Below are 18197 nucleotides of genomic sequence, written 5' to 3'. Positions count from 1 at the left end.
GCGCTTCATTCTGCCTGCGCGAATATCCCTGCGCAATAGAGGGAAAAGGCGAAAAGCGCATGGATATTGGCGCGTAATTTCATAATGAAAAGTAATAAAAGAACCGGCACAATGCCAGCATTCCCAAGAACAACTCCACCGGCTCCTGGCGGTGGACTGCCCCAGAAAGGACCCAACATGAAAGCCAGTTCCGTTCTCGACACCATCGGCCGCACGCCGCACATCCGCTACAGCCGCCTGTTCCCGGGCAATCAGGAGGTGTGGATCAAGGCCGAGCGTTTCAACCCCGGCGGCAGCATCAAGGACCGCATTGCCCTGTCCATGATCGAGGCCGCCGAACAATCCGGCCAACTCAAGCCTGGCGCCACCATCATCGAGCCCACCTCCGGCAACACCGGTGTCGGCCTTGCCATGGTCGCGGCCGTGAAAGGCTACAAGCTGATCCTGGTGATGCCCGAGAGCATGAGCGTCGAGCGCCGCCGCCTGATGCTGGCCTACGGCGCCAGTTTCGACCTGACGCCCAAGGAAAAAGGCATGAAAGGCGCCATCGCCCGCGCCGAGGAACTGGCTGCACAGACGCCCGGTGCCTGGATTCCCCAGCAGTTCGACAATGCCGCCAATCCCGAAGTGCATGCGCGCACCACGGCCGAGGAGATCGCCGCCGACTTCCCCGAAGGCCTGGATGTGCTGATCACCGGCGTGGGTACCGGTGGCCACATCACCGGCGTGGCGCGCGTGCTCAAGGCCAAGTGGCCCCAACTCAAGGTGTATGCGGTCGAACCCACGCTGTCACCCGTGATCAGCGGCGGCCAGCCCGGCCCGCATCCGATCCAGGGCATCGGCGCCGGTTTCATCCCGAAGAACCTGGACACCAGCCTGCTTGACGGCGTGATCCAGATCGAAGGCCCCGCTGCCATGGACTACGCGCGCCGCTCCGCCACGCAGGAAGGCCTGCTGGTCGGCATCAGCAGCGGCGCCACGCTGGCCGCCATTGCGCAGAAACTGCCCGAACTGCCCGACAACGCCCGCGTGCTGGGCATCAACTACGACACCGGCGAGCGCTATCTGTCAATCGAAGGGTTCCTGCCGGCCTGAGGGTCACTCAGGATGCGCTGGCGGTGCATGCCGCCTCGGCTCGTGCACGATGCACGGGCCGGCAAGCAACGCCACGGTACCCACTCCGAAGACTCGCGTACAAACAGAAAACCCGTCTGGATTGAACCAGACGGGTTTTTCCTGGATCCTGTCGGGCGCCGGAGAAGCGGTGCCCTCCACGATCAGCCCTGCTGCAGACGCGCAATACGCTCCTCCAGCGGCGGGTGGGTAGAGAACAGCTTGCCCAAACCACCGGTAATGCCGAAGGCCTGCATGCTCTTCGGCAGTTCGCCCGGATGCATGCCGCCCAGACGATGCAATGCATTGATCATCGGCTGGCGCTGCCCCATCAGCTGGGCGGAGCCGGCATCGGCGCGGAATTCACGCTGGCGGCTGAACCAGGCCACGATGATGGCGGCCAGGAAGCCCAGTACCAGATCCAGCACCATGGTGGTGATCATGTAGCCGATCCCCGGGCCGGAGTTGTCATCCCCACGGCGCAGGAAACCGTCCACCAGCGAACCGATCACGCGGCTCAGGAACACCACGAAGGTGTTCATCACGCCCTGGATCAGCGTCATGGTGACCATGTCGCCATTGGCAATGTGCGCCACTTCGTGGGCCAGCACCGCCTCGACCTCGTCGCGCGTCATGCCCTGCAGCAGGCCGGTGGACACGCCCACCAGCGCCGAGTTCTTGAACGCACCCGTGGCAAAGGCATTCGGCTCGCCATCGTAAATGCCCACCTCCGGCATGCCGATCTTCGCCGTGGTCGCCAGCTTACGCACCGTCTCCACGATCCAGGCCTCGTCCGCGTTGCGCGGCTGGTCGATCATGTGCAGGCCCATGCTGGTCTTGGCCATGGTCTTGCTCATCAGCAGCGAGATGATGGCGCCGGTGAAGCCGATCACGAAGGCATACACCAGCAGGCTGGTGTAGTTGATGCCGTTGGCCGTCAGGTAGTGATTCACCCCCAGCAGATTGGTCACGATGCCCAGCACCGCCACCACGGCCACGTTGGTCAGCAGGAACAGGAAAATGCGTTTCATGGCGTCCTTCAGAAAGTCAGTCGCCCCGCCAGACGGACAATCCGCCTGACAAAGACAATGCGCATGGTAGGGGCAGCCGGGTCAAATTCAAGCATGGGTGCGCCAATTCCCGCACGAATCGAGGCAGAAATTCGCCGATGCGCTCAGGCCTGCAGCACGCTGGGCAGACGGCGCAGCGGACGGAACACGCTGGTGTCCCGGTAGAAATCCGGCTCGGCATTGGCCGCCCACCAGCCCGGCACCCCCAGCACCGGCAGGTGCACAAACGGCTTGCTGCGCAAATGGTCTGCCGTGAGCGCCCCGGCCAGCCAGGCATCCCAGTGCACGGCTCCGTCCGGCCCGTCCCCGCAAGAGCCCGCCTGGGACGGCACGCGGTAGACATGCGCCGTAATGCCCTTGAAGGGCTGCACCAGCTGCTCGAGCGCGGCATGCCCAAACAGCACCAGACGGCTCTCGGCCCAGAGCGCGCGCAGGGAACCGAACACCTCGTCCCAGCGCTTCCAGGCCAGCGCTTCCCACAGCGCATCCGGCGCCTGCAACAGCGCCACGTTTTCGTCGAACAGGGTCAGCGCGTCGCGCACCGGCCCGCGCGTAGCGCCCACACCGCCCAGTCGCGCCAGTTCCTCTCCCTGCAGCGCATTGAGGCGCAGCTTGGTAAGCGGAAAATGCAGCCACATCAGGCCGTTGAAGAAATCGTGCCAGTTGCTGCGCGTCGGCACCTGGCGCGTGTCGTAGATGAACTGCTCGTAGGCCACGCCCTCGGGCAACCGCTCCTGCGGCACGAAGCGCACGCCCGCCGGCCCGTTGCAGGCGTTGAGCGCGGCACTGAGGTCACCCGTCTGCTGCCAATGCTGCATCACCCGCCGGCCCAGCGGCAGCAGGGGGCGGTGCCAGCCTGCTTCCCAGTCCGGCAAGAGGGTTGGCAACACCATCGCGCAATGCTCTTAACTGCCCTTCACCAGCCGCCAGCCCAGTTCCTCGCCTCCACGCAGCGGCTTGAGTTCCGCCTCGCCGTAGGCGTAGCTTTCTGGCGTGGTCCAGCTTTCCTTGCGCAGGGTGATGCTGCCCTGGTTGCGCGGCAGGCCGTAGAACGCAGGGCCGTTGAAGCTGGCAAACGCTTCCAGCCTGTCCAGCGCACCCGCTGCCTCGAACGCCTCGGCATACAGCTCCATCGCAGCATGCGCGGTATAGCAGCCGGCGCAGCCCGTGGCATGCTCCTTCAGGTGTGCGGCATGCGGCGCGCTGTCGGTCCCCAGGAAAAAACGGTCACTACCCCCCGTCGCCGCCTCCACCAACGCCAGGCGATGCACCTCGCGCTTGAGCACCGGCAGGCAGTAGTAATGCGGACGAATGCCGCCAGTAAAGATCGCATTGCGGTTGTACAGCAGGTGGTGCGCGGTGATGGTGGCGGCGGTAAATGCCCCCGCCTGCACCACATACTGCGCCGCATCCTTGGTGGTGATGTGCTCGAACACCACCTTCAACTCCGGAAAATCACGGCGCAGCGGCTGCATCACCTGCTCGATGAACACCGCTTCGCGATCAAAGATGTCGATGGCCGGATCCGTCACCTCGCCATGCACCAGCAGCAGGATGCCTTCGCGCTGCATCGCCTCCAGCGTGGCATACGTCTTGCGGATGTCCGTCACGCCGGCATCGCTGTTGGTGGTGGCACCGGCCGGATACAGCTTGAAAGCCACCACACCCGCAGCCTTGGCGCGCGCCACTTCCTCGGGCGGCGTGTTGTCGGTCAGGTACAGCGTCATCAGCGGCTCGAAGCTCACACCGGCCGGCACGGCGGCCTGGATGCGCTGCTTGTACTCCAGCGCCTGCTCCGCCGTGGTCACCGGCGGCTTCAGGTTGGGCATGATGATGGCGCGGCCGAACTGAGCCGCAGTATGCGGCACCACGGTACTTAGCGGGGCACCATCGCGCACATGCAGGTGCCAGTCATCGGGTCGGGTAATGGTCAGGGTGGTGGGAGTGCTCATCCTGCCATTTTCGCATCTACTGCACCCCCGCGCACTCCTCTGTCTCAGTGCTGCAGGATCTTGTTCAGGAAATCCTTGGTGCGCGGCTGACGCGCTTCCGGATTGCCGAAGAACTCTTCCTTGCTGCAATCCTCCAGGATCTTGCCGCCCACATCGATGAAGATCACGCGGTTGGCCACCTTGCGCGCAAAGCCCATCTCGTGCGTCACCACCATCATGGTCATGCCTTCCTTGGCCAGGTTGACCATCACGTCCAGCACCTCGCCCACCATTTCAGGATCCAGCGCGGAGGTCGGCTCATCGAACAGCATCACCACCGGGTCCATGCTCAGCGCACGCGCAATCGCCACGCGCTGCTGCTGGCCACCGGACAGCTGCCCCGGAAACTTGTCCTTGTGCGCCATCAGGCCCACGCGATCCAGCATCTTCAGGCCGCGCGTCTTCGCTTCATCCACGCTGCGGCCCAGCACCTTCACCTGCGCAATCGTCAGGTTCTCGGTCACGCTCAGGTGCGGAAACAACTCGAAGTGCTGGAACACCATGCCCACCTGGCTACGCAACTTGGGCAGATTGGTCCTGGAGTCGGTCAGCGACGTGCCATTGACGATGATCTCGCCCTTCTGGATCGGCTCCAGGCCATTGACGGTCTTGATCAGCGTGGATTTGCCCGAGCCGGACGGGCCGCACACCACCACCACATCGCCCTTGTTGATATTCACGTTGCAGTCCTGCAGCACCTGTACCGGACCATACCACTTGGAGACGTTCTTGATTTGAATCATGTGTTCGGACATTTTTGACTATCTCCACTTTCAGCGAATAATCGCAATCTTCTTGTTCAGACGCTTCACCGCCCACGACAGACTGATGCAGATCACAAAATACATCACCGCCGCCATCAGATAGGTTTCTGTCGTGCGGCCATAGTTCTTGCCCGCGGTTTCAAAACCCTTGAGCAGATCGTAGGCGCCGATAGCGTACACCAGCGACGTATCCTGGAACAGGATGATGGTCTGCGTCAGGAACACCGGCAGCATGTTGCGGAAGGCCTGCGGCAGAATCACCAGTCGCATGTTCTGGGCGTAGCTCATGCCCAGCGCCTGCCCGGCAAACACCTGCCCGCGCGGAATCGACTGGATGCCGGCACGCACAATCTCGCTGAAATAGGCCGCCTCGAATGCAATGAAGGTGATGATGGCCGAATACTCGGCGCCGATCGAACGGCCGATCACCATCGGCACCAGCAGAAAGAACCACAGGATCACCATCACCAGCGGAATCGAGCGCATGCCGTTCACGTAGAACGCAGCCGGCGCATCCAGCCATTTCTTGCCCGACAGGCGCATCAGCGCCAGCACGGTCCCGAACAGAATGCCGCCAATGGTCGCCAGCACCGTCAGCAGAATGCTGAACTGCAAGCCCTTGAGAATATAGTTGCCGAAAAACTCGGCATCGAGGAAAGAGAAGCTCAGATTCATGATCAGTGCCCTCCCCCGCTACCCGAAGCGACAAAGCCGGGCACGCGCACCTTCTTCTCGATCGTGGCCATGATGCGGTTGATGGCCAGCGCAGAAATCACGTACAGAATCGTCACCGCCACATAGACCTCAATCAGGCGCGCCGTTTCCTCACCCGCCTGCAGGGCAAACTGCGTCAGCTCCGGAATCGACACCGCAAACGCCGCCGCCGAGTTCTTGAAGATGTTCATCGACTCGCTCGTGAGCGGCGGAATGATGATGCGATAGGCCATGGGCAGCAGCACATAGCGGTAATACTGCGGCGTGGTAAACCCCAGCGCCATGCCGGCGTAACGCTGCCCCTTCGGCAGCGCCTGGATGCCCGAGCGCACCTGCTCGGCAATCCGCGCCGAGGTAAACAGGCCCAGCGCCATCACCACCAGAATGAACGGCGGCAGGTTCTTGGCCAGCGGCACCAGCGCCGGCAGCACGTGGTACCACAGGAAAATCTGCACCAGCAGCGGAATGTTGCGGAACCACTCCACCCAGGCGTTGCCGAAGCGCACCAGCCAGGGCGAATCCGGCAAGGTGCGCAGCACCCCGATGATGGACCCCATCACCAGCGCCACCAGCAGCGCCGTCACCGAAACGCCGACCGTCCACCCCCAGGCCGAAAACAGCCAGTTCAAATAGCTGATGTCGCGCCCGCTCCCCAGACAGCCCGCTATCGGGTCGCCCGTGACGATGTCCTTGCAGAACACCGCCCAATCCAGATTCCCAATCATGGCCACTCCTTGTCCATGTTCTTGTTCTGATGTCCATCCCCGGAAAACATTGGGGGCAGAAGCCAGCCTCCCGATCTCCCGGGAGGCCTGCTCCTGCCCTCAGGTACAGGCCCGGCCGGAAGGTTTACTTCTTGGCGTAATCTTCCATCGGCTTGTTGTTCGGATTGGCCCAGGCATCCTTGGTGCTCTGCGACAGCGGCAGGCCGATCGTCACGTTGGCCGGCGGAATCGGCTGCAGGAACCAGCGGTCATACAGCTTGGCCAGCGAACCATCGGCAATCTGGCGCTTGATGCTGTTGTCCACGGCCTCCTTGAACTTGGTGTCACCCTTGGGCAGCATGCACGCGATCGGCTCCACCGACAGGGCGTCACCCACCAGCACGAAATCCTTCGGGCTCTTGGACTTGGCGATATTGGCCGCCAGAATGGAGCCATCCATCACGAAGGCATCTGCACGGCCGGACTCCAGCATCAGGAAACTGTCGGCATGATCCTTGCCCATCACTTCCTTGAAGTCCAGGCCCTGCGCACGGTCATTCTTGCGCAGCGTCTGCACGGAAGTGGTACCGGTCGTCGTCACCACCGTCTTGCCCTTCAGGTCGGCAATGCCCTTGATGCCGGAGTTGGCCTTGGTGGCGATGCGCACCTCCTCCACGTAGGTGGTCACGGCAAAATCCACGTCCTTCTGGCGCGCCAGGTTATTGGTGGTGGAGCCGCACTCGAAGTCGATGGTGCCGTTCTGCAGCAGCGGAATGCGGTTCTGCGAAGTGATCGGCTGGTAGTTGATCTTGACTTCGGTGCCCAGCTCCTTCTTGAGGTCATCCACGATGCGCTCGGCCATCTCGGTGTGGAAGCCCACGTACTTGCCATTGCCCAGCGTATAGCCCAGGCCGGACGACTCGCGCACGCCCAGATTCACCACGCCGCTGGACTTGATCTTGCCCAGTGTATCAACCGCGCGAGCAGGTGCCGCAGCCGCTGCAGAACCCGCATCAGCAGCCGCCGACGCCGGAGCGGAAGTGCCCGCATCCTTCTGTCCGCAACCAGCCAGAACCAGCATTGCCGCGCCAGCGACAGCCATCAATTGAGTGCGCATAGTCATACTCCTGTCAGGAAAGAATTAGAGGGACCGATTAGAGCGCAAACCTTCCGAACGAACGTACAGGTTTACCCTGACTCCATGCGGATTGCCGTACTCCTCGGCAAGAAAATCACGTTCCGGCGCGCCATCAGCCCCAGTCCGGCCTTCGGGCGCACACGCCAACACCTTAACAGCAAGTCATGCCGTTTCTATTGTGAAGAGCCACTTGCTGAAAAAGAATCCGCAAAGTCCCTGCTTTGCTGCAGCGCCCACATCTCCGCATACTGCCCCTGCCGGGCCAGCAGCTGTGCATGCGTGCCACGCTCCACCATCCGCCCATGATCCAGCACCAGAATCTCGTGCGCATCCACCACCGTGGAGAGCCGGTGGGCAATCACCAGCGTCGTCTTGTTGTCGGCCACCTGCCGCAGCTCGGCCTGGATCGCGCGCTCCGTGGCGGAATCCAGTGCCGAAGTCGCCTCATCCAGCACCATGATGGGCGGATTCTTCAGCAACGCCCGCGCAATCGCCACCCGCTGCTTCTCCCCTCCGGAAAGCTTCAGCCCGCGTTCCCCCACCATCGTGGCATAGCCCTTGGGCGTGCGCTCGATGAAATCGTGGATCCGGGCAGCCTTGGCCGCCCGCACGATAGCTTCCTGATCGGCATCCGTATCGCCGTAGCCGATGTTGTACGCCACCGTGTCGTTGAACAGCACCGTGTCCTGCGGCACGATGCCGATGGCGCGTCGCAAGCTGTCCTGGGTCACATCCCGGATATCCTGCCCATCGATACTGATCCTGCCCTGCTGCACGTCATAGAAGCGATACAACAAGCGCGCCAGCGTCGACTTTCCTGCCCCCGACGGCCCCACCACCGCCACCGTCTTGCCTGGCGGTACCTCAAAGCTCACCCGATGCAGGATCGGGCGCGCCGGATCATAGGCAAACGATACATCCTCGAAACGAATTGCCGGCAGGCCGTGATCGATTCGTAGCCGCGCCGCATCCGCTCGATCCTCGATTTCCCTTGGCATATCCACCAGCGTGAACATCTTGTCCAGATCCGTCAGGCTCTGCTTGATCTCGCGATACAGCACCCCCAGGAAATTCAGCGGAATATACAGCTGGATCATGAAGGCATTGATCATCACCAGGTCGCCAATCGTCAGCCGCCCGTCGGCCACCCCCTGCGTGGCTCGCCACAGCATCGCCACCAGCGCGGTGGCAATGATCAGCTGCTGTCCGCTGTTGAGCAAGCTCAATGTGCTCTGGCTCTTGATCGCCGCCTTGCGATACTCCTGCAGGCGGGCGTCGTAGCGCCGCGCTTCGTAACCCTCGTTGTTGAAATACTTGACGGTTTCGTAGTTGAGCAAGGCATCCACCGCCCGGCTGTGCGCAACGGAATCCAGCCGGTTCATCTCGCGCCGCAATTCCGTACGCCACTCCGTCACAGTCACGGTAAAGGCGATATACGCCACCAGCGCCACGCCCGTAATCACGGCGAACCCGGCATCGAATTTCACCGCCAGAATCCCCAGCACCAGGCTGACCTCGATCAGCGTAGGCAGAATGCTGTACAGCGAAAACGACACCAGCGAATGCACGGCGCGCGTTCCGCGCTCGATATCCCGCGTCATGCCCCCGGTCTGCCGCTCCAGATGAAAGCGCAGGCTCAGGCTATGCAGATGCCGGAATACGCGCAAGGCGATGCTGCGCGCCGCCCCCTCGGTCGCCTTGGAAAACACCAGCTCGCGCAACTCCGTAAACACCGAAGTCGCCAGCCGCAACAAGCCATAGGCCAGCAACAGGCCCACCGGCACCACCAGCAGGGCCTGTGCGCTCCCCGGCTTCACATTCATCGCGTCCACCAACTGCTTCAACAACAGCGGCACACCGATATTCGCCAGCTTAGCCCCGACCATCAGCAGCAAGGCCAGCAGCACCCGCCAGCGGTACTCCCACAGATAGGGGATCAGGCGCTTGAGGGTATTCCAGTCATTGCGCTTCACAGGCCGCACCGAAGCCCCCTCCTCATACCCTCCTCGCGCCATTCCCCGCATGTCCACCACTCCCTGCATGTGCTGCCAGCCATTACCATTCCTGCCAGCATAGCCTAACGATGCTCCATCGCGCCTATGCATCGCCGAATTCAGTGATGCGAACGATGTGCAAGCGCGGCATCGAGAGCCGGCAGACTATTCGCGCCGCAAACTTCCACTGTGCTCTGCCTCAATGCACAATCACCCTAATACACAGGAAAGCCGCTCATGAACACAGAACAACATCCCAACGTCCTCCCGACCCTCAACAAGCCGGGATTTGCCCGCAATACCCCCTCCAACCGCCCATTCCTCGACCGTCTTCCGGAATCCACCGAAACACACGAACTGGTTCTCAAAGTCGTCCCTATGCCTGCAGATTGCAACGCAAATGGAGATATCTTCGGTGGCTGGGTGATGGCGCAGGTCGACGTCGCAGGCGCCATCGCCGCCTTCCGCAAAACGCGCGGACGAACCGCAACGGTCGCCGTCAAGGAATTCATCTTCAAGCAGCCGGTACGTGTCGGCGACATCCTCTCGTTCTATGCATCCGTCCAACGCATCGGCAACACATCCATCACCATCTGCGTGGAGGTTTACGCGGAAACTTTCAGTGATCAGGGACGATATCTGAAAGTGACCGATGCCATGGTCACTTATGTTGCAATCGATGAAGAGGGGCGTCCACGCAGTATCCCGCGTGAATCAGAAACCTCCCGCTGATGGCAAGCCCGATGCGTGGTGCTGAACGGAAACCCAGGCAACTTCCGCGTGCAGGCGACATGGAACCTCCCGATGCAAGACACTCTACTGAGTCCACCCTAAACAATTCACTTTTCAGGCAGCAACGAGGTTCTCACCCCTGTTTGCATGACGCAGCAGGGCAAGCATCTCCTGGAGGGGCATCCCGATATGGGCACAAAAAAGCCGCAGCTTCCTGAGGGTCATCCGGATGTTGTGGCCGGCTCCACACAGCACGGCATGCAACGCATCGCCGAGCGCGCCCTTCAGAGGGTTACGCCCCAGCCGCCCATCCATTTTCATGTGCCCGAACGCCGGCTCGATCGCGCTGCGCCGCTTGATCATCGCCTTCATCGCCCGTGTCACTCCCCGGCGCTGCCCTGAGCGCAGAATCTGCACGCCTTCAACCTGTACCCCCTGGTAGCCCTTGTCCACGATGACCGTTTTGGGTTTGTGTTCCGCCAGGATCCCTACCTGCTCCAGGGTTTCGGCCAGCGTGTGACCATCCCACGGGTTGCCCGGCATGCTGCGCATGCCCACCACGACGCCCTCCTTGAGCGTCGTGGCCGTGCTCACCTTCACTCCGAATTCATACGGCGTTCTGGCCTTGCCCTTGGAGATGCATTCGACCTCCGGAGCATGCAGGGCATACAGCTTGTTCTTGTCTTTGGTCTTTTGCGTCAGAATGCGCTGCACACGCTGCAGCAAGTCCTGAGCCTTGTCTCGGGCATGCCCGGGCAAGGCGTGCAGTTGTCGCTCCACATCACGGTACACGCGGCCCACACGGGTGCGCAACGCCTTGAGCGTCTTGCGCATGCGCTTGTACTGCTTGGCGTGGGCATAGCGGCCAATCTGCGCAGCCATGCGCGGGGCCTCGCGGTTGTAGTTCTGGCGCAGCTTGAGCGCATGGCTGGCAGCGAGCTTGACCAGGTGTTGACGGCTTGTCTCCAGCAGTCGGCTGTCGGTCGGGTGCGCAACCGCCTTGGGCATGACGGTGGTGTCCACGATCACGCGATCGAAGCTGCTCTTTTTGATCAGGCCTGCCGCATGCGCAGCCTCAATCGTGACAGCCAGCAGCGTTTCCACGCCTTCTTCACCAATGCGCTTGCGCCAGCGCGTGAGACTGGATGGGTCAATCGGTAATTCGGTCTGCAGGTAGGTCTCTCCAGTGAAGAACTGCCAGTACGGGTTCTCCAGCCAGGTGTTGACCACGGCTTCATCCGATGCGTCATTGGCATGCTGCAGGTACAGCAGCCCTGCCACCAGTCTGGGCGGCAGCGCCGGGCGTCCCCGGCTGGAAGTGAAATGGGCCGAGAAGCTGCGTTCAATCTCTTCCCAATTCATCAGATCCGCCAGGCGCACCAGCGGGTGCTTCATGTTGAGCTGCTCGTCAAGACGCGGGCGGAACAACTCGCGCGTCTGAGGCAGTGTGGGCTGTGGCTTCATCTTCGAAACACCGTCGAGATTTGCAAGGAATCGAATCTCCGAAGCACATTCTCCAGCAAATTCTGTACCCCATGAACCGGAAAAACCTTAGACATGTCAACGGGTTGGGGAATCTTCAGGGCGGACTACTGAGTCCATCCCCCAATCCCCCTCGGGGAGGTGCACATTGCCACACTTACCAATCCAATCAAAAGAAAACAAATGTTACAACAATGCTGTATTGACCCACTGAATTCCTGCACAGTTGTTATTGTTGAAGGAAACGACGATGAGTACCCTGATGGAAGACGATATCAAGCGCTGGACGGCCAAGCGTAAAACGGCCTTGGTCCTGGAGATCATCCAGGGCAAGACCACGGTGGCAGAGGCCAGCCGTGCCTTTGACCTGCAGCCTTCAGAGCTGGAGCAATGGGTGGAAGAAGGCAAACGTGGCATGGAGAATGCCTTGCGTACGAACCCGCTTGATGTGCGCCAGCAGTATGAGAAGAAGCTCAGTGACCTGCAGGAAGCCTACGGCGAAGCCATGCTGGAGCTGCGTGCCAGAAAAAAGCTGGCGTCCCTGCTGGGCGAAGAGGACGAGAAATGATCCTCGATGTGCAGCAGGGACTGGCAGCTGATGGTTTCCATGTCAGCCTGGTGAAGCTGTGCCGCTGGTTCGATCTGCCTCGCCGCACGCTGTACTACCGCAGCGTCAAGTCTGCCCCGAAGGTACAGGAGCACTTGGTGGCACCGATCAAGGTGTTGATAGAGGAGCATCCGTCCTTCGGGTATCGCACGGTAGCGCACCTGCTGGGGATGAACAAGAACACGGTGCAGCGCATCTTCCAGCTCAAGGGCTGGCAGGTGAGGAAGCGGGCCGTGGGGTTCAGGCCGCGCATCCAGGCCTTGCCGTCTGTGGCCAAGGCTCCGGATGAGCGCTGGGCGACAGATTTGTGCCGCGCCTGGACAGGCAAGGACGGATGGGCCTCTCTGGCTCTGGTGATCGACTGCTACAGTCGGGAACTGCTGGGCTGGCACTTGAGCCGCAGCGGCAAGGCCAGAACGGCAGAAAGTGCGCTGGAACAGGCCTTGATCGCCCGCTATGGCTGTTTGGGCAAGGTCAAGCAGCCGTTCTTGCTGCGCTCGGACAATGGGCTGGTGTTCACCAGCCGCAGTTATACGGCCCTGGTCAAAAGCTATGGGCTGCAGCAGGAGTTCATCACGCCGTACAGCCCGGAACAAAACGGCATGGTCGAGCGCGTGATCCGCACACTCAAGGACCAATGCGTGCACCGCCACCGGTTCGAGACGCTGCAACACGCCAGTCGTGTGATTGGCGACTGGATCCGCTTTTACAACCACCAGCGCCCACATCAGGCGCTGGGTATGAAGACCCCCGCTGAGGCTTATGCTTTAGCAGCCTGATCTGTGCAGAAAGGGCTGGGTCAATACAATGCCACGCGGCATAGTGACAGTTGTAATTTTTCTGTAAAAAAATCTTTGTACCATGCTACATCCAATTTTCGAAGAGTCCTTTTGTACTCTTCGTATTGGTGCATTAGTTGCTCTTCGTAATTCATCCGGTTACGAATAGTCAGATAGATTTTTTTTCCTACACACCATGGATGCCTCACTCGCCGCCTGCCACACGGACACCAGAACCAACAACAACTCCGCAGGAGGATGGAGGGATCTAGTCAAGAACCTGGATAGTTCGCACTTCAGCCTCGAGATCCGGAACATCATGCGGCCAGATGCCATGAAGGATTTCCTGCTTGATGCCACGATCCACTTTGTGTATTGACCCACTGAATTCCTGCACAGTTGTTATTGTTGAAGGAAACGACGATGAGTACCCTGATGGAAGACGATATCAAGCGCTGGACGGCCAAGCGTAAAACGGCCTTGGTCCTGGAGATCATCCAGGGCAAGACCACGGTGGCAGAGGCCAGCCGTGCCTTTGACCTGCAGCCTTCAGAGCTGGAGCAATGGGTGGAAGAAGGCAAACGTGGCATGGAGAATGCCTTGCGTACGAACCCGCTTGATGTGCGCCAGCAGTATGAGAAGAAGCTCAGTGACCTGCAGGAAGCCTACGGCGAAGCCATGCTGGAGCTGCGTGCCAGAAAAAAGCTGGCGTCCCTGCTGGGCGAAGAGGACGAGAAATGATCCTCGATGTGCAGCAGGGACTGGCAGCTGATGGTTTCCATGTCAGCCTGGTGAAGCTGTGCCGCTGGTTCGATCTGCCTCGCCGCACGCTGTACTACCGCAGCGTCAAGTCTGCCCCGAAGGTACAGGAGCACTTGGTGGCACCGATCAAGGTGTTGATAGAGGAGCATCCGTCCTTCGGGTATCGCACGGTAGCGCACCTGCTGGGGATGAACAAGAACACGGTGCAGCGCATCTTCCAGCTCAAGGGCTGGCAGGTGAGGAAGCGGGCCGTGGGGTTCAGGCCGCGCATCCAGGCCTTGCCGTCTGTGGCCAAGGCTCCGGATGAGCGCTGGGCGACAGATTTGTGCCGCGCCTGGACAGGCAAGGACGGATGGGCCTCTCTGGCTCTGGTGATCGACTGCTACAGTCGGGAACTGCTGGGCTGGCACTTGAGCCGCAGCGGCAAGGCCAGAACGGCAGAAAGTGCGCTGGAACAGGCCTTGATCGCCCGCTATGGCTGTTTGGGCAAGGTCAAGCAGCCGTTCTTGCTGCGCTCGGACAATGGGCTGGTGTTCACCAGCCGCAGTTATACGGCCCTGGTCAAAAGCTATGGGCTGCAGCAGGAGTTCATCACGCCGTACAGCCCGGAACAAAACGGCATGGTCGAGCGCGTGATCCGCACACTCAAGGACCAATGCGTGCACCGCCACCGGTTCGAGACGCTGCAACACGCCAGTCGTGTGATTGGCGACTGGATCCGCTTTTACAACCACCAGCGCCCACATCAGGCGCTGGGTATGAAGACCCCCGCTGAGGCTTATGCTTTAGCAGCCTGATCTGTGCAGAAAGGGCTGGGTCAATACATTTGAACGTACCGGCGACACCACCTACAAGGTCCTTGTAGAGGCAAGGAACCTGAAGAACGTGCATGGCTGGGAATGCCCCGCCACACTGACCTTCATTGTGGAAACACTGGCCGCCCGGCTCACCGCAGCACACGGCTTCAACTGGTACCGCACATGCACTCCTGAAAACGACACGGACGCTGGAAACTATCAACTCCTCCAATTGGAAATGCTCGACGAAGCTCCCGAAAGCACCAGCACCAGCACCAGCACCAGCACCAGCAACAGCAACAGCAACAGCAACAGCGCAGTGAACAACGAAAGCAGCTGGGCAAAAGCAATGCCCGTTGTTCCTCGCCACCCCGACATGAGCCGCGAACTTCTGCGCTCAGGATTTTCTTGGTAACACGATAAGGAGGTATTTAACGGAAAAGGCCCACAAATAGTTTAACGTACGCAAATCAAGGGGAAAGCTCAGGCTTTCCCCTTTTTGCTAAGCAGCGGGCGCGTCCGTCATTTTTCCATATAGCTGATATTGCCGTGCGCTGCGAGAGACTGGCACCGCCTCAAGAGAAGGCAAGCAAAACGATCATGGAACACGAAAAACATCAAACAAATGCGACATGATGCTCTGCTAGCAAGCCGCATTCGTATGCAGAGAGAGCGCGGAGAAGTTGGGCGCAATAAAGCAGCCTTGCCAGCGGATTCCCCAAATTTGAAATCGTGGCTACAAGATAAAGAGTTGATCTGCATGATGCTGCAATGCAGACAGGCCTCAAAAACAAAAAAGCGCCCCGTGCTCACGGGGCGCTTTTCCTGGCTGTAAGTAGCCTGACGATGACCTACTTTCACACGGGAATCCGCACTATCATCGGCGCTGAGTCGTTTCACTGTCCTGTTCGGGATGGGAAGGAGTGGGACCAACTCGCTATGGTCATCAGGCTTTAACGGGGTGCCATGCTGCTGCTCGAGCAGCACAGCGAATTCATAGAGTCATCCATCAGCTTCTTTATCTTGATTGCGCCTGGCATAACATCCTTGGCTCTTCCAGCCAAAGTTATAGGGTCAAGCCGCACGAGCAATTAGTACTGGTCAGCTTAATGCATTGCTGCACTTCCACATCCAGCCTATCAACGTCCTGGTCTAGAACGACTCTTCAGGGGGGTCAAGCCCCCGGCAGATCTCATCTTGAAACGAGTTTCCCGCTTAGATGCTTTCAGCGGTTATCTCTTCCACACTTAGCTACCCTGCGATGCCACTGGCGTGACAACAGGTACACCAGAGGTGTGTCCACTCCGGTCCTCTCGTACTAGGAGCAGGCTTCCTCAAATCTGCAGCGCCCACGGAAGATAGGGACCAAACTGTCTCACGACGTTTTAAACCCAGCTCACGTACCTCTTTAAATGGCGAACAGCCATACCCTTGGGACCGGCTACAGCCCCAGGATGAGATGAGCCGACATCGAGGTGCCAAACACCGCCGTCGATATGAACTCTTGGGCGGTATCAGCCTGTTATCCCCAGAGTACCTTTTATCCGTTGAGCGATGGCCCTTCCATACAGAACCACCGGATCACTATGTCCTGCTTTCGCATCTGCTCGACTTGTCAGTCTCGCAGTTAAGCACGCTTATGCCATTGCACTATCGTCACGATGTCCGACCGTAACTAGCGTACCTTCGAACTCCTCCGTTACGCTTTGGGAGGAGACCGCCCCAGTCAAACTGCCTACCATGCACTGTCCCCAGTCCCGGTTCAGGGACCTAGGTTAGAACCTCAAACGCACCAGGGTGGTATTTCAACGTCGGCTCCAGCAGAACTAGCATCCTGCCTTCAAAGCCTCCCACCTATCCTACACAGATCCGTTCAAAGTCCAATACAAAGCTACAGTAAAGGTTCATGGGGTCTTTCCGTCTTTCCGCGGGGAGATTGCATCATCACAAACATTTCAACTTCGCTGAGTCTCTGGAGGAGACAGTGTGGCCATCGTTACGCCATTCGTGCAGGTCGGAACTTACCCGACAAGGAATTTCGCTACCTTAGGACCGTTATAGTTACGGCCGCCGTTTACTGGGACTTCGATCAAGAGCTTGCACCCCATCAATTAATCTTCCAGCACCGGGCAGGCGTCACACCCTATACGTCCACTTTCGTGTTTGCAGAGTGCTGTGTTTTTAATAAACAGTCGCAGCCACCAATTTTTTGCAACCCGTTCATGCTCAGATGCTCTCATCACACTACTAGGGCACACCTTCTCCCGAAGTTACGGTGTCAATTTGCCGAGTTCCTTCTCCAGAGTTCTCTCAAGCGCCTTAGAATACTCATCTCGCGCACCAGTGTCGGTTTGCGGTACGGTCGTTGCAAGCTGAAGCTTAGTGGCTTTTCCTGGAACCCCGTTCAGTGACTTCGCAAGCCATGCTCGCTCGATCGGCAGCCTCGGTATATGTGCAGCGGATTTGCCTACTGCACGCCTACTTCTGCCTAAACCGGGACATCCAACACCCGGATCACCTATTAAGATTCGTCCCCACATCGCACTTGCAATCGGTACAGGAATATTGACCTGTTTCCCATCAGCTACGCATCTCTGCCTCGCCTTAGGGGCCGACTCACCCTACGCCGATGAACGTTGCGTAGGAAACCTTGCGCTTACGGCGAGCGGGCTTTTCACCCGCTTTAACGCTACTCATGTCAGCATTCGCACTTCTGATACCTCCAGCACGCTTTACAACGCACCTTCACAGGCTTACAGAACGCTCTCCTACCACGCACAGTAAACTGTGCATCCGCAGCTTCGGTAACTGGCTTAGCCCCGTTACATCTTCCGCGCAGGACGACTCGATCAGTGAGCTATTACGCTTTCTTTAAATGATGGCTGCTTCTAAGCCAACATCCTGACTGTTTTAGCCTTCCCACTTCGTTTCCCACTTAGCCAATTTTAGGGACCTTAGCTGGCGGTCTGGGTTGTTTCCCTCTTGAGTCCGGACGTTAGCACCCGGTGCTCTGTCTCCCAGGCTGTACTCTGCGGTATTCGGAGTTTGCCTTGGTTTGGTAAGTCGCCATGACCCCCTAGCCAAAACAGTGCTCTACCCCCGCAGGTAATACCTGAGGCACTACCTAAATAGTTTTCGGAGAGAACCAGCTATTTCCAGGTTTGTTTAGCCTTTCACCCCTATCCACAGCTCATCCGCTAATTTTGCAACATTAGTCGGTTCGGACCTCCAGTACCTGTTACGGCACCTTCATCCTGGCCATGGATAGATCACCTGGTTTCGGGTCTACACCCAGCGACTGTTCGCCCTATTCGGACTCGATTTCTCTTCGGCTTCCCTATTCGGTTAACCTCGCCACTGAATGTAAGTCGCTGACCCATTATACAAAAGGTACGCAGTCACCCCAAAGGGCTCCTACTTTTTGTAAGCATGCGGTTTCAGGATCTATTTCACTCCCCTCCCGGGGTTCTTTTCGCCTTTCCCTCACGGTACTGGTTCACTATCGGTCGATGATGAGTATTTAGCCTTGGAGGATGGTCCCCCCATATTC

Annotated in this window: 18 protein-coding genes and 2 rRNA genes (1 of these 20 running past the window's edge); 8 read left to right on the top strand and 12 right to left on the bottom strand. The window is 59.3% G+C overall.

Going from position 1 to position 18197, the window contains the following annotated elements; genetic code table 11:
- Positions 1–5: 5 nt before the first annotated feature.
- Positions 6–179, bottom strand: a complete 174-nt coding sequence (locus tag KKQ75_RS00175) for a hypothetical protein (protein ID WP_213358654.1) — start codon at positions 177–179, stop codon at positions 6–8.
- Between KKQ75_RS00175 and cysK the strand changes: the two genes are divergently transcribed.
- Positions 178–1095: a cysteine synthase A gene (gene cysK / locus KKQ75_RS00170; RefSeq protein ID WP_213358652.1), complete on the top strand. Its 918-nt coding sequence runs from the start codon at positions 178–180 to the stop codon at positions 1093–1095. The two genes, KKQ75_RS00175 and cysK, sit on opposite strands and share 2 nt — an antisense overlap.
- 182 nt (positions 1096–1277) lie before the next feature.
- Here the strand turns inward: cysK and htpX are convergent, their stop codons facing one another.
- From htpX to KKQ75_RS00130, 8 genes are all read right to left on the bottom strand, one after another.
- Positions 1278–2144, bottom strand: a complete 867-nt coding sequence (gene htpX / locus KKQ75_RS00165; protein WP_213358650.1) for a protease HtpX — start codon at positions 2142–2144, stop codon at positions 1278–1280.
- Positions 2145–2287: 143 nt separating this feature from the next.
- Positions 2288–3076: a DUF3025 domain-containing protein gene (locus tag KKQ75_RS00160; protein WP_250130943.1), complete on the bottom strand. Its 789-nt coding sequence runs from the start codon at positions 3074–3076 to the stop codon at positions 2288–2290.
- A 12-nt stretch (positions 3077–3088) separates the two neighbouring features.
- The gene (gene pyrC, locus KKQ75_RS00155; RefSeq protein ID WP_213358648.1) at positions 3089–4135 is read right to left on the bottom strand and encodes a dihydroorotase; all 1047 of its coding nucleotides are present in this window, start codon (positions 4133–4135) and stop codon (positions 3089–3091) included.
- Positions 4136–4179: 44 nt separating this feature from the next.
- Complete coding sequence (locus KKQ75_RS00150) at positions 4180–4917, bottom strand: amino acid ABC transporter ATP-binding protein (protein WP_213358646.1); 738 nt, start codon at positions 4915–4917, stop codon at positions 4180–4182.
- A gap of 30 nt (positions 4918–4947) precedes the next feature.
- Positions 4948–5613 (bottom strand): amino acid ABC transporter permease, encoded by a 666-nt coding sequence (locus tag KKQ75_RS00145; protein WP_213358644.1) that lies wholly within the window; start codon positions 5611–5613, stop codon positions 4948–4950.
- Between the two features lie 2 nt (positions 5614–5615).
- Complete coding sequence (locus KKQ75_RS00140; RefSeq protein WP_213358642.1) at positions 5616–6377, bottom strand: amino acid ABC transporter permease; 762 nt, start codon at positions 6375–6377, stop codon at positions 5616–5618.
- Between the two features lie 124 nt (positions 6378–6501).
- Positions 6502–7437 carry an amino acid ABC transporter substrate-binding protein gene (locus tag KKQ75_RS00135; RefSeq protein ID WP_434087728.1) on the bottom strand — a complete coding sequence of 312 codons (936 nt, stop codon included), beginning with the start codon at positions 7435–7437 and terminating at the stop codon, positions 6502–6504.
- A 230-nt stretch (positions 7438–7667) separates the two neighbouring features.
- Positions 7668–9509, bottom strand: a complete 1842-nt coding sequence (locus KKQ75_RS00130; protein WP_213362587.1) for an ABCB family ABC transporter ATP-binding protein/permease — start codon at positions 9507–9509, stop codon at positions 7668–7670.
- Positions 9510–9725: 216 nt separating this feature from the next.
- Here KKQ75_RS00130 and KKQ75_RS00125 point away from each other — a divergent pair, with 216 nt between their 5' ends.
- Positions 9726–10220 (top strand): acyl-CoA thioesterase, encoded by a 495-nt coding sequence (locus KKQ75_RS00125; RefSeq protein ID WP_213358638.1) that lies wholly within the window; start codon positions 9726–9728, stop codon positions 10218–10220.
- A 114-nt stretch (positions 10221–10334) separates the two neighbouring features.
- Here KKQ75_RS00125 and KKQ75_RS00120 read toward each other — a convergent pair whose 3' ends face one another.
- Complete coding sequence (locus tag KKQ75_RS00120) at positions 10335–11684, bottom strand: IS5 family transposase (protein ID WP_213358636.1); 1350 nt, start codon at positions 11682–11684, stop codon at positions 10335–10337.
- 268 nt (positions 11685–11952) lie between these two features.
- Here KKQ75_RS00120 and KKQ75_RS00115 point away from each other — a divergent pair, with 268 nt between their 5' ends.
- The 6 genes from KKQ75_RS00115 (at position 11953) to KKQ75_RS00090 (ending at position 15062) form a co-directional block, all read left to right on the top strand.
- Positions 11953–12270: a DUF1153 domain-containing protein gene (locus tag KKQ75_RS00115; protein ID WP_091818459.1), complete on the top strand. Its 318-nt coding sequence runs from the start codon at positions 11953–11955 to the stop codon at positions 12268–12270.
- Entirely contained in the window at positions 12267–13088 is an 822-nt protein-coding gene (locus tag KKQ75_RS00110; RefSeq protein WP_213358633.1) for an IS3 family transposase, read from the top strand. Before KKQ75_RS00115 ends, KKQ75_RS00110 begins: the two co-directional genes overlap by 4 nt.
- A 196-nt stretch (positions 13089–13284) precedes the next feature.
- Positions 13285–13467: a hypothetical protein gene (locus KKQ75_RS00105; protein ID WP_213358634.1), complete on the top strand. Its 183-nt coding sequence runs from the start codon at positions 13285–13287 to the stop codon at positions 13465–13467.
- Positions 13468–13511: 44 nt separating this feature from the next.
- Complete coding sequence (locus tag KKQ75_RS00100; RefSeq protein WP_091818459.1) at positions 13512–13829, top strand: DUF1153 domain-containing protein; 318 nt, start codon at positions 13512–13514, stop codon at positions 13827–13829.
- Positions 13826–14647 (top strand): IS3 family transposase, encoded by an 822-nt coding sequence (locus KKQ75_RS00095; protein ID WP_213358633.1) that lies wholly within the window; start codon positions 13826–13828, stop codon positions 14645–14647. Before KKQ75_RS00100 ends, KKQ75_RS00095 begins: the two co-directional genes overlap by 4 nt.
- Positions 14648–14735: 88 nt before the next feature.
- Positions 14736–15062: a hypothetical protein gene (locus KKQ75_RS00090; protein ID WP_213358631.1), complete on the top strand. Its 327-nt coding sequence runs from the start codon at positions 14736–14738 to the stop codon at positions 15060–15062.
- Between the two features lie 423 nt (positions 15063–15485).
- On the opposite strand, the gene rrf is transcribed toward KKQ75_RS00090, so the two are convergent.
- Together rrf and KKQ75_RS00080 are read right to left on the bottom strand one after the other, a co-directional pair.
- Positions 15486–15598 (bottom strand): 5S ribosomal RNA (gene rrf, locus KKQ75_RS00085).
- Positions 15599–15717: 119 nt separating this feature from the next.
- A 23S ribosomal RNA gene (locus KKQ75_RS00080) occupies positions 15718–18197 on the bottom strand; it runs 395 nt beyond the window's last position.

This window comes from Brachymonas denitrificans (genome assembly GCF_907163135.1).
GTDB lineage: Bacteria > Pseudomonadota > Gammaproteobacteria > Burkholderiales > Burkholderiaceae_C > Brachymonas > Brachymonas denitrificans_A.
Note: the sequence above shows the minus strand (reverse complement) of the source record. Positions and strands in the feature narration are given on the sequence as shown.